Annotated in this window: 10 protein-coding genes; 7 read left to right on the forward strand and 3 right to left on the reverse strand. The window is 60.0% G+C overall.

Annotation, left to right across the window (positions count from 1 at the left end):
• Positions 1 to 70: 70 nt before the first annotated feature.
• From bktB to EBBID32_RS18475, 3 genes are all read left to right on the forward strand, one after another.
• On the forward strand, positions 71 to 1,282 hold the full coding sequence (gene bktB / locus EBBID32_RS18465; RefSeq protein WP_037491786.1) for a beta-ketothiolase BktB: 1,212 nt from the start codon (positions 71 to 73) through the stop codon (positions 1,280 to 1,282).
• 81 nt (positions 1,283 to 1,363) lie between these two features.
• Complete coding sequence (locus EBBID32_RS18470) at positions 1,364 to 1,666, forward strand: DUF167 domain-containing protein (RefSeq protein ID WP_006963512.1); 303 nt, start codon at positions 1,364 to 1,366, stop codon at positions 1,664 to 1,666.
• 140 nt (positions 1,667 to 1,806) lie between these two features.
• Positions 1,807 to 2,112 (forward strand): alkylphosphonate utilization protein, encoded by a 306-nt coding sequence (locus EBBID32_RS18475; RefSeq protein ID WP_006963513.1) that lies wholly within the window; start codon positions 1,807 to 1,809, stop codon positions 2,110 to 2,112.
• Between the two features lie 78 nt (positions 2,113 to 2,190).
• Here the strand turns inward: EBBID32_RS18475 and EBBID32_RS18480 are convergent, their stop codons facing one another.
• Both EBBID32_RS18480 and EBBID32_RS18485 read right to left on the reverse strand, forming a co-directional pair.
• The gene (locus EBBID32_RS18480) at positions 2,191 to 2,508 is read right to left on the reverse strand and encodes a helix-turn-helix domain-containing protein (RefSeq protein ID WP_037491789.1); all 318 of its coding nucleotides are present in this window, start codon (positions 2,506 to 2,508) and stop codon (positions 2,191 to 2,193) included.
• Between the two features lie 77 nt (positions 2,509 to 2,585).
• Positions 2,586 to 3,485 (reverse strand): fused MFS/spermidine synthase, encoded by a 900-nt coding sequence (locus tag EBBID32_RS18485; RefSeq protein ID WP_037491791.1) that lies wholly within the window; start codon positions 3,483 to 3,485, stop codon positions 2,586 to 2,588.
• A 552-nt stretch (positions 3,486 to 4,037) separates the two neighbouring features.
• Here EBBID32_RS18485 and EBBID32_RS18490 point away from each other — a divergent pair.
• The 4 genes from EBBID32_RS18490 (at position 4,038) to EBBID32_RS18505 (ending at position 9,655) form a co-directional block, all read left to right on the forward strand.
• Positions 4,038 to 5,129: an AAA family ATPase gene (locus EBBID32_RS18490; protein WP_231382249.1), complete on the forward strand. Its 1,092-nt coding sequence runs from the start codon at positions 4,038 to 4,040 to the stop codon at positions 5,127 to 5,129.
• Positions 5,130 to 5,139: 10 nt separating this feature from the next.
• Positions 5,140 to 7,479, forward strand: coding sequence for a S8 family peptidase (locus EBBID32_RS18495; RefSeq protein WP_006963523.1), 2,340 nt, complete (start codon positions 5,140 to 5,142; stop codon positions 7,477 to 7,479).
• A gap of 246 nt (positions 7,480 to 7,725) precedes the next feature.
• Complete coding sequence (locus tag EBBID32_RS18500) at positions 7,726 to 9,168, forward strand: DUF6035 family protein (RefSeq protein ID WP_006963525.1); 1,443 nt, start codon at positions 7,726 to 7,728, stop codon at positions 9,166 to 9,168.
• Between the two features lie 22 nt (positions 9,169 to 9,190).
• On the forward strand, positions 9,191 to 9,655 hold the full coding sequence (locus EBBID32_RS18505) for a hypothetical protein (protein ID WP_037491793.1): 465 nt from the start codon (positions 9,191 to 9,193) through the stop codon (positions 9,653 to 9,655).
• Between the two features lie 93 nt (positions 9,656 to 9,748).
• Here the strand turns inward: EBBID32_RS18505 and EBBID32_RS18510 are convergent, their stop codons facing one another.
• The gene (locus tag EBBID32_RS18510) at positions 9,749 to 11,098 is read right to left on the reverse strand and encodes a site-specific integrase (protein WP_006963536.1); all 1,350 of its coding nucleotides are present in this window, start codon (positions 11,096 to 11,098) and stop codon (positions 9,749 to 9,751) included.
• Between the last annotated feature and the right edge of the window lie 73 nt (positions 11,099 to 11,171).

The following is an 11,171-nucleotide window of genomic DNA, read 5'->3' on the forward strand; positions in this document are numbered from 1 at the left end:
CCCGAGAGCCGAAAGCATGTATCCGTCCGTGCGCCCGGTCGGGCGCCTTTGCTGTCGAAAGGTATTATTCTTGAAAGACGTCGTGATCCTGTCCGGAGCGCGTACCGCCATCGGTGATTTCGGGGGCAGCCTGAAGGATGTCGCGCCTTGGGAGCTCGGGCGCATCGTCATTGCCGAAGCGATCAGGCGGGCCGGTATCGAACCCACCGATATCGGACATGTGGTTATGGGCCAGGTCATCCAGAGCGAACCGCGCGACGCCTATGTGTCGCGCATCTCCGCGATCGCGGCCGGCATTCCGGACAAAACCCCCGCTTTGACGCTGAACCGTCTGTGCGGATCGAGCGTCCAGGCCATCGTTTCGGTCGCTCAGATGATTATGTTGGGCGAATGCGACATGGCCGTCGCCGGCGGTGTCGAGAGCATGAGCCAGTCGCCCTATGTCGTCAAAGCGATGCGCTGGGGCAAGCGCATGGGCGACGAAGCCATGATCGACGCCATGGAGGCCATCCTGAATGACCCGTTTGGCGCAGGCCACATGGGCGTGACCGCGGAAAACGTCGCCGATCGGCACGGCATCACGCGCGAACAGCAGGACGCGCTCGCGGCGGAAAGCCACCGGCGCGCGGCGCTGGCGCAGCAGGAAGACCGGTTCGGCGAGCAGATCGTCCCCGTCGAGGTCAAGCGTCGGGGCGGATACTTCCTGTTCAAGGTTGACGAGCATGTGCGCGCAGACACATCGCCATCGGGGCTGGCCGATCTCAAGCCGCTGTTCCGCAAGGAAAGCGGCACGGTCACGGCCGGCAACGCCAGCGGGATCAACGATGGCGGCGCGGCGCTGGTGCTGGCTTCGGCCGAGGCCGCCAAGGCAAGGGGCCTTACGCCGCGCGCGCGTATCGTGAGTTGGGGACATGCGGGCGTTGCACCCGAGGTCATGGGGCTGGGGCCGGTCGAAGCCGTTCCCATCGCCCTCAAGCGCGCAGGCCTTTCGCTGGATGACATCGATGTGATCGAGGCCAACGAAGCCTTTGCCGCCCAGGCTTGCGCGGTCGCCAAGTTGCTCGATTTCCCGCCGGAAAAGGTCAATCCGAACGGCAGCGGTATAGGCCTTGGCCATCCTGTGGGTGCGACAGGCGCGATCATCACTATCAAGGCGCTCCATGAGCTGGAACGCATCGGTGGGCGCTATGGACTCGTGACCATGTGCATCGGCGGCGGCCAGGGGATCGCTCTCGTCATCGAGCGGCTGTCGCGCGACGATGCCGCGCATGCCCATCATTGATGGCAATCGCGGATGTTCCGCATGGGCGTTGCGGCGTTGCGGCCCATGTGGGAACGGCCAGCTGGGAGGACGAGTAAACTGATGGCGCGTCGACGGACCCTTTTCCCTTCGCCCGATGAAATCCGCGCATTGGCCGATGAGGCAGGGCGGCTGTCCATTCGGGTGACGCCCAATGCGTCTGCCGACGCTGTCCAGATGCCTGCCGACAAGGACAATGGCGTCCTTCAGCTTCGCGTCACCGCGACGCCTGAAGACGGCAAGGCCAATGAGGCCGTGTTGCGTCTTCTCGCCGATGCGCTCAAGCAGCCTGTCTCGAGCCTCGAACTTCTTCGCGGCGGCGGCGCCCGCCACAAGTTGGTCCGGATTGCCGGCACATCCAGCTGACAGTTCAGATGGCCGCGACCGCGCATGGAATGGCACGATGTTGGTTTAGCATTCTGGTTTCACGAAAGCCGGCCTGCCGCCGTGATCGAACTGAGACCTTTTGCCCGCCTGACGGGCTCAACTGAACTTTGGAGAATCCGATGAGTGATGACGAATATGTGTATGACGACGAATCCGGGGAATGGATGCCTGCCTCGGAACTGGCCGAGCGCAGAGCCTCCGCCGGGCGGATTGAAGTGCGCGATGCTGTTGGAAATCTGCTTGCCGACGGCGATCAGGTGACTCTGATCAAGGATCTCGAGGTCAAAGGCGCAGGCCAGACGCTCAAGCGCGGCACGTTGATCAAGTCGATCCGCCTGACGGGCGATCCGCAGGAAATCGACTGCCGTTACGAAGGGATCAAAGGCTTGGTACTGCGGGCGGAGTTTGTTCGGAAGAGAGGCTAGCCGTTCGACCAAAGGGCTTGGGCGCACCGCGTTCTTCGATCTCTCCAGCAGTTCCCCCGATCAACGCGAAGAGGTCGATCAGTCGGGATCGGGAAGGGGGGCCTTGTCGTAAAAGAGCGTGAGCTTTTCGCGGGGCGCCTCGCCGCTGCGCGTCTCGCGCAGTCGCACGCCTCGCCCAAGCCCTGCGCTTGGTGCATTCTCACCCAGAAGTTCGATCCCGGCACTTTCGATCGCGCTGATGACCTTCATCACTGTGCCCACCACACCGCGTACCTGCCCATCGGAGGCCTCCATACGCTGGATCGTGGGCAGTGAAACGCCGGAAATCTCGGAGAGTCCGCGTTGGTCGATACCGAGCATCGCTCTGGCCGCACGCATCTGTTGGGATGTGATCATCGCGCCGGGGTGATATATAAAACATCAAATGGCAAGGCTGAAAAGCGAGAAGGCACGATCATTCGCGTAAGGCAGGCTCAGACCCCCGCCTTGACGTGCCAGCGCCGCAGCGCGGGCCCGATCCGGCGCTGCTTGGCGCCGTAGTCGATCGTGCGATCGGCGAGCAGTCGATCGGGAAGGCTCTGGAAAGGCGAGCTAGTAGGCGGAAAGGTCGGGTCGGCGCTTGCGAACACGATGCGATTGCCGCCATTTTCCGCGACGACGGAGAGCGCCTGGCCGTTGAAGGCGGCACGGATCCGACGCAGCAGCCTGGAGTAGGACAGAAAATTGTTGCACAGGTTGGCGACGAGCAGCCCATCTGGGCTCAGGCGCGCGCGGCAGGCCGAATAAAACTGCGCCGTACTCAGGCTTTTAGGAAGGCCACGGCTGTCGAAGCCGTCAACCAGCAGCACGTCGGGACGGCCCGGATCTTTCGACACGAACTCCACCCCATCCGCGTGGATGACCCGGAACCTGTGGTCGTCATCGGGGATGCGGAACCGTTCGCGCAGCGCAATCACCTGAGGATCGATCTCCACCACGCTAATGTCGCAATCGGGCAAGGCGCGGTAGCAGGCCTTGGCCAGTGAGCCGCCGCCAAAGCCGATCATTTCGATCCGGCAAGGATCGGGACGGAACAGCCGGAACGCCATCATCATCCGCGTATAGTCGAATAGGAGATGATCGGGATCGCTGACACGCATGCCACTCTGAACCGTCGACCAGTTGAACAGGAGCGAGAGCATGTCGCCGAAGCGAAACAGCATCGGCCCACGCTCGCCGAACGGCGCATCGAGTGCAATGGGGATGTGGCCTCCGCGCGCGGATGGCTGCTGACGGGAGAAGCCTGGCTCAGGTCGGTCGAACCCCATGGCGAAGACGACGTCGTAGAACAGATCCATGTCGAGGTCTGGCAGATCGCCCGCAGCGTCGGTCATGACCAGGCAGCAATGCAGATCGCGCGCGTCAGAAAGGCAGGGAGACCGACCATCTGCTATAACTAGATTTTAGATCGCCAAAAATCAAATATGATCTTTAATATAGATGTATAAAACATCATTCGTTAGGTCTGTCGCTTGATGCGGTGCTGATGGTGGCCACGGCCAATAGCGCCGACGCCAATCTTCTCTCGGTGACGGCCACGCGACCGATGCCGGCGAAGGCTTCGGAGGTCAGAGGAAGGGACCGATCGGCAGCGGGCTGGCCGATGGAGACGGGGCATGATTGTCATCGGAAGGCTCAGTGTCTAGAACGGCCAGATGCCTCCGTCGCACGTTACGGCCCTGGCCGTCAGTCTGGCCTGCACGATGGCAACGAAAAGCCGGATCTACCTTTTCGGCAACAGTATCAGCGCGTCGGCGGTCCGGGGTGCGGCCACGAGCACGGCCACGAGCACGGCCACGGTCTCGCGCTGATCCGCGGGGCTAGCAGAGCCACAAACCCTTGGACCGCCCGCCGCATGCGGGAAAGGCCGTCACGCTTCCCCCGGCGTGGCGGCCTTTCGTAGTCGGGATTTATCATGTTCCGATGCAGGAAATCATGGCAGATTCAGGAAATCCGGCTATGCTTGCGGCACAAGGAAAGGCTTATACGGACCCATGGCGCGCGGTGAACTGATGAAGAAATTGCTGGCCAGCTACGGCAAGGATGAGGAGTTCCGTGCCGTTGCCGAGCAGATCATCAGTGAGGAAGAGAAGAAAAACAATCGCGTACTCGCGCGCTCCCTCCGCCGTTCACTTGATGCCGCGCCATCGCGCCCGACTAAACCCAAGGCGCTGGCGCCGCTCATTCCTTTCCCTGAAGCCGCAGGCGACTTCATCGAACTGGTGGAGCCGACGCACAACAAGCAGGATATCATCCTGTCGAGTGAGAATATCCGCATTTTCCTCGATCTTCTGCGGGAGTTTCGGCGGGCCGATGATGTCCGTCGTCGCGGCTTGCCTGTTCGTTCCAAGCTGTTGTTTTGCGGCCCTCCGGGCTGCGGCAAGACGCTCTGCGCGGAGATATTTGCAGCCGAGCTCGGCATGCCGCTCTACATCGTCAAGCTTGACCGCCTGATCTCCTCCTATCTGGGCGAGACCGCGACCAATGTCCGCAAGCTGTTCGAGTTCGCTCGCAAGCAGCCCACGGTCCTTTTCTTCGACGAATTTGATGCGCTAGCCCGCGCCCGCGAGGACGGGGGCGAGCACAATGAGCTGCGGCGCGTCGTCAACAGTCTGCTGATCTTCATCGACCGGATCGAGCCCAAGGGTTTTCTGGTCGCAGCCACCAATCTCGATCAATCGCTTGATCCGGCTATCTGGCGACGCTTCGATGAGGTGATCTGGTTCGATCCACCCGAAACCCGCATGATCGCGCGTTTTCTCACGATGAAGTTCAAGAATGTCGCGCTGGCTTTCGACCCGCAAACACATATTGGAGAGCTTTCGGGCTATTCCTATGCCGAGCTGGATCGCATCTGCATCCAGGCGATCAAGGCGTCGGTGATCGACAAACGAAAACAGGTCAGGGAGCAGGATTTCCTTCATGCCATCGCCGATGAACGACGCCGTCGGCGCAGAGCCGACCGAATGACCTCCTGACCCCCGCCGCGTGGCGCGTTATGATCACCTGCAGCTGTTGCGGCTGCCCGAACGCCTGCCCCGCCGCAAGAATGGTGGCGGTGGGCCTCCTCCCCAGCGCAATCCGCGCGGGCACAGTGATCGCCTGGGTCAGGAGCTCGGTCAGGCCGTAGCCGCCCAACGGCAGCGTCGTCGCCCCGATGCGGTCGATCCGTCGTTGATCCTGCGGGTCCGGATGAGCGGACCTTTGCTCGAGGAGGAATGGAATCGTGTCGGCCTGACCGTTCTGTCGAGCGACGAGGATCGCACACTCGTCCTCTTCTCTTCGAACGATGAATTGACCGAGTTCCAACGCAAGCTCGATGCCTATGGCCAGGGCGTCCAGCCTGGCCGGCAGAACCCGGCTTTCTCTTCGTTCATTGCCAATGTGGAGACGATTGCCGAAGTCGCGCCGCGCGATCGCATTGGCATGCGAGCCCGCGAAGCGGGCCTGGTCGATGTTGATGATTTCCAGGTCGGCGAGGCGTACATGGTTGATATCGAGCTCTGGGATCTTGGCGCCCGGGCTTTGCGCGAGCGCAAGATCGACGACATCGTTCGCTATGCAGAGGCGCGGGGCGCCGAGGAGCTCGACCGGCATATTGGTCCCAATCTCACGCTCGTCCGGCTTCAGTGCGATGGCGCAATTGCGCGCACCCTTCTGTCAATTGAGGAAATCGCCGAGGTCGATCTGCCTCCCGAGCCGGATCTGCTCGCGGCACAACACATCGACGATGCGCTGGGCGATGTGCCGGATGTGGAGGATCTCGACGAGAATGCGCCGCTCATCGGGATCATCGACAGCGGGATCAATGACCATCCTTTGATCGAGGATATCATCGTCGGGTCGATCGCCGTGCCGGATACGCTGGGTACAGCCGATGACCATGGGCATGGAACCTTTGTCGGGGGTATCGCGACCTTCGGCGATCTGCGCGCGCAATTGGGTGCTGGAGAACTGGTCCGGCACGCGCGCCTGTGTTCAGCCAAGGTGATCGACCACACCGGCAATTTCCCCAACCGGCGTCTCACGCCAAAGCTGATGCGCGAGGCGATCACCGGGCTTCATGAGCAATTCGGTTGCCGGATTTTTGTCATTTCGCTCGGTGATCGCACCAAGGTCGTCGAAGGCGGCAAGGTTGGTCCCTGGGCGCAGACGCTCGATGAACTGGTCCGCGAACTGGATATCGTCATCATCGTCGCGGCCGGCAACCGTCAGCCACGGCGCGGAATGCGCATCGAAGAGTCAGTCACCGACTATCCAGGCTACCTCATGGAGCCGGAGAACCGGCTGTGCGAACCGGCCGGCGGCATGAACATCGTCACTGTTGGTTCCGTCGCGCATAGCAATGGTCTTAGCACCCGCGCTCAGGACAATGTCGGGGTGCGTCCGATCACCGAAGCGTTTGAGCCCTCGCCATTCTCGCGCGCTGGTCCTGGCGTGCGCGGTGCGATCAAACCCGACTTTACCGACATTGGCGGTACGCTGATCTACGATGGCCCCACCGCCTCCCTCCAGGGCGGCGAAGTACGGCCCGAAGCCGGCGTGATGTCGCTCCACTACCGTCCTGTCGACCGGCTCTTCGCGGCGCGATCGGGCACATCCCATGCCGCGCCTCTCGTTGCGTTCAAGGCAAGCCAGATCCTGGCGCGCTTTCCCGACGCATCTGCCAACCTCGTTCGCGCCCTGCTCGCCACTAGCGCGGTCGCTCCGCCCGAGAGCGTTCGTCGCCTGGCTCTCCTGGGAGATACCGCTGGTCGAGCGCTGTTCGGTCATGGACGGGTCGATGCGGAACGGGCCGCCTTTTCCGACGATTCGCGGGTGATCCTCTATGCCGAGGATGAGCTCGCGATCGACCATTTCGCGGTCTACCAGATCCCGATCCCGGAGCTGTTCCAGACTGAACGGGGCCGCCGCACCATCCGTGTGAGCCTGGCTTTTGATCCGCCTGTGCGCCACAGCCGGCTCGATTATAATGGCGTATCGATGGGCTTCCGGCTCATCAGGGGCTGCGACCCCGACATGATCTTCGAGCATTTCCGGCGGCGTACAGCCGATGAAGCGCCGTTCCCTGAGATGGAAGCTCGCTACAACTGCAAGCTGCTGCCCAGTTCGACGGTTCGGGAAAAATCGAGCCTGCAATGTGCCAGTGTCAGCTTCTCACGCAATATCAGGGGCTATGGCGACAATTACTATCTCGTGGTGCGATGTGCCGGTGGCTGGGCTGGTGACGAGGGCCAGCAGGCCTTCGCTGTGACCGTTGAAATTTCGCACGAAGCCGAAGTGCCGCTGTACGAACGCCTGCGTCAACGTATCCGTGTCAGGGCATGACGGGGTTTTAGCAGGGACTCCGAACCCGCGGGGAGGCCGCGAGAGCCCTGTACGAGAGCAAGTCTGTGGTGCTGATGCCGATGATGGTGGCTATCCTGTTGCACTACGCTCATGATCGCCCAAACCTAGGCACGAAAATCTCTAACCGGCGCATGGCACATCGGCCAGCGATTCAGTCATCACCGAATTCCAACAGCGCTATCGTTCCTGACTTGTTCTGAGGGCGCCTGATGATAGTTTGTCGTTATGCGGCTGAACAACGTGACGGTAGAGGGCTATGACTATGCGACGCCTGTCGAGGATGCGCAGATCGATCAGGTCATCGATCTTGACCTCGGCGAGATTCCGAACGCCAAGGCCGTCATAGGCGGCCAGTTCTATCAGGATCTGGTCGACAACCGGGTCCAGATCGTGGAGCGTATGAACAGCGGCAGTCCGCGCTACCTTTGCTCGGAATGCCTCACGCCCGTCTATCTTGTGTCGACGCCGGATAAGCGGTTTTTCTTTCGGCATCGATCGGAGGAAGACGAATCCTGTTCCGCAAAAACCCGATCGGCACTGACGGCGGAAGAGATCACGGCGCGGAAATATCATGGCCTGCGCGAGAGCGCGCCGCACAAACATATCAAGAGCCTGATTGAGCGCAGCCTGAGGGCGGATATTGTCTTTTCTGACATTGCGGTTGAACGGAACTGGAAAGGCACCGATTCGAGGCGCTTCCGGCGGCCGGATGTTCAGGCCGCACATCCGCAAGGCAAGATCGCGTTCGAGGTGCAACTTTCCACGACCTTCCTCAGCGTAGTCGCCGGGCGCCGCTCCTTCTATCGAAGTGAGGGAGGTCTGCTGGTCTGGGTGTTTGGGTCTTTCGATGCCGGCTATCGACGTCTCACCACAGACGATCTGCTCTATTCCAACAATTCCAATATTTTCATCGTTGATGAGGAAACGACCGAACTTTCCGAACGGACTGGCATCTTCCACATTCGCTGCCATCATCGGATCCCGGTCAGGGACGGCGCGCAGGTTACTGATGCCTGGGAAGAGAAGGTGGTGGCCTTCGCTGACCTTACGCAGGACCGGGAGGGGCAGCGGCTTTTCCTGTTCGACTTTCAGGCAGCCGAGGCCGGATTGCGCGCAGCGATCCAGAAGGAGGCCGATGATGCCAAGGTCATGGCGATACGTATCGATCAGGCCGACCTCCACGAATTCTGGATGGAGCATGGCCGATCGTTTCGCCACACGCCGGAAAATCGTGCGACCTGGGAGCAATTGCGGGAACGATATGAACGTCGGGGGATAGATCTGCCCGAATTTCCCGACAGCCACGAAGCCACGCGAGTCATGCTATCCGCGCTCTACAGTGCGCGGGATGGAAAGCCGGTGGGTTACAAATTCTCCAAGCTGGTGCAGGTCGCGCATCAGGTCGCGGAGGCTTATCCAAGTCTGTTCATCGCTTTTTATAGCGCGGTCGATGCTTACGGTCATGTCGATCTTCTGAACAAACAGGATAGCAGCGGCAAATGGCGTGAGAGACTGAAGGGAGCCGAAGGGATATTCAGTCGTATCAAGCGCGACGATCCGGTGTTTCAGCCAGAGGACAGCGTCAGGACGTTGATGGATTTCCTGTTTCCTGAAATATCCGATCGTGTGGCAACGGCGGTAGAGCGGTATCGGGATAGCTTATTTTGAACGTAACAGGGAGTGATCGGGAGTGTTCTTTTCCGGAAATGACAAGAAGCAATATGCCGTCGCGGATGTCGGATCGGTTAAGGATTTAGGGAACGGCAGCGTACAGATATTTTTACGAAACTCGGATGAAGAAATCATCATCGACGAGGCACAATGGGACAGGGCCCTTGTCCGGACCCCTCAATCCTTTGTCCCCGCAGCTCCAGAGACATATGTGCTGGGAATTTGGTGGGCATCAGAAAACGAGGTCGGCGGATATTACAAGAAGGCAGTGATGGGCTGGTCAATCAGCGGTGACGGATATCTTCATCCCTGGACGGTGGACGGCGTGGATGATGGCCGCAATGATTTGCCTGCAATTCTTCAGCCCGACGGACAGGTGGAGGATCCAATCGACTGCCGATACGAAAATGTCACCGAATGGTATGAAGGGGCGAAGCGCAAAGCGCTGGAAATCGGCTATCATCATTACGCTCAGTTTTCGTGACCCGAAGGCGCCATCAGGCCTTCTCGTTCGATGAGGTGCGATCGGGGCTGGCCATGGGCCTATTCCAACGCAAAATGTATATCTCGCTGGCGGTCAGGCTGCTTCTTCCTGCTCCGAATCATTGCTGGCTTGGACAGGCTTGGTGAGCGCCATCGCGATCGCAGCTGAAACGGAGTTCGCCGCCGTCCTGACTGGGGCCGTTTTGAGATGAGCGTAGCGGGCCGTCGTCTGGACCTGGGTGTGGCCCAAAAGCTTGCCGATCATCGTCAGGTCTTCACCGAGTTCGAGCGCATCCGAAGCAAAGCTGTGACGTAGATCATGAATGCGTACATCCTCCAGACGTGCTCGTTTGCGGATGCGTCGCCAAGGGTGCTGCATGTCGGTCAAATGCCGCCCCTCGACATAGCCTGTGATGACATAAGGGTTCTTGTCGATTTTCTTGATGCCATCCAGGACCTCGAACACGGAATCGCCCACCGGCACGAGTTTGGCGCCTGTCTTCGAATCCGGCAGTCGCAGGACGCCTGCCTTGCGATCGACATACTCCCATTTGAGCGTCTGGATCTCGCCGAGGCGGCATCCGGTGAGCAGCAGGAGGCGAATGCAGTTGACGGCTTCAGGTTCGCTGGTCGCGTCACGTAAAACCTGTCCCAGGCGCGCGAGCTCATCTTCCGTCAAATAACGCTCGCGCTTCACTTCCTTGTATCGCTTGACCTTCCAGCAGGGGTTGGTTCCGTCAGTCAACACTTCCCAGTCGTTGGCGATCGTGAACATGACAGACAATACGCCCAAGGTACGATTGGCTTGATAGGGCTTGTCCTTCATCGAGGCGTGGAGAGCGACGATGTCGGCGCGGGTCACGTCGATCAGGCGATGTGACCCGAGCTTGGGATTGATGAACAATTCAACAGACCGCTTGTATTCGGCCTGTGTGGTTGCCTTGCAGTGGATGGCAACATGTTCGTCAAGGAAGCGCTGCCCGAATTCTTTCATTGTGGGCGAGGCCTTTTTGCGATCGCGGACGCTGGCCGGATCACCGCCCAACCGGACTTCCGACAAATGCTTCATCGCCTCGGTTCTGGCCTGGTCAGGGGTTAGGGCGCCATGAAGCCCGATATTGACCCGCCGCAGGCGCCCGCCGGCCCGGAACTGGGCGAGGTACATCTTTCGGCCGGTGGGATAGATGCGCAGGCCAAAGCCTTTCAGTTCATCATCCCACAGGAAGAATTCCTTGTCAGCAGGGGCGGCTGCATCGACCGCACGCTTCGTGATTTTGACCATCATCCACCTCGGCTTTTCCGGAACATCCGGAATCAAATCGGAATCAATCGGGAGGAAATTGCGTCGTTCCTGATCGTTCATCATCGTAAAGGGATGGCAAAAATAAATCAATAAAAACAGAAATATATGGTGCAATATCCATCGCTGGAGTAAGTCGTCCAAGACCGTGAAAATCGCCCCGTAGCTATCTCATAACCTGAAGGTCGCAGGTTCAAATCCTGCTCCCGCAACCAAC

Source organism: Sphingobium indicum BiD32, assembly GCF_000382885.1.
Classification (GTDB): domain Bacteria; phylum Pseudomonadota; class Alphaproteobacteria; order Sphingomonadales; family Sphingomonadaceae; genus Sphingobium; species Sphingobium japonicum_C.